At 47.8% G+C, this 694-nt stretch carries 1 protein-coding gene; it reads left to right on the top strand.

The features are described 5' to 3' along the window. Positions 1 to 32 precede the first annotated feature (32 nt). Positions 33 to 694: trypsin-like peptidase domain-containing protein (locus R7190_RS27610; protein WP_318137897.1), on the top strand; the 662-nt coding region annotated here is incomplete at its 3' end.

Below are 694 nucleotides of genomic sequence, written 5' to 3'. Positions count from 1 at the left end.
ATGCCATTTTGGCGCTCACGCATGGAGAGGATATGCTCAGCTTTTTATTACGTTCTGTCTTTTTAGGCTTAGCAACCGCTGCCGTTGTACTGCTCGCAGTTCCATCATTGCGCAATAACGTTATTCCTGTCGCGCTCGACCAACAACCGAAAAATATCGCATCTCTTGAGTTGTCATTTAACCAAGCCGTAAGAAGAGCGGCGCCAGCGGTTGTGAATATCTACAGCCGAAAATACGTTGAAAACGATCGCAGTAAACTCTCGACACAAGGGCTGGGTTCTGGGGTTATCGTCAGCGAAAAAGGTTATATCATTACCAACTATCACGTGGTAGCTCAAGCAGACCAAGTCGTTGTTGCATTGCAAGATGGTCGAGCTGCTGCCGCTCAACTTGTTGGCACCGACAAACGCACGGACATTGCCGTTTTACGAGTTGAAGGTTCTAACCTACCTGTCATCCCATTGAATTCTGAATACAAACCTCAGGTTGGTGATGTCGTTTTAGCGATTGGTAACCCATACAACTTAGGGCAAACCACGACCTTCGGCATTATTTCCGCGACAGGTCGCTCTTCTATTAGCGATGGTCGTCAAGCCTTCATCCAAACTGATGCTGCAATCAATGAAGGTAACTCGGGCGGCGCATTGGTGAATACTCAAGGTGAATTGGTGGGCATCAACACCGCGTCTTTCCA

Source organism: Vibrio sp. 1078-1 (genome assembly GCF_033340475.1).
Note: the sequence above shows the minus strand (reverse complement) of the source record. Positions and strands in the feature narration are given on the sequence as shown.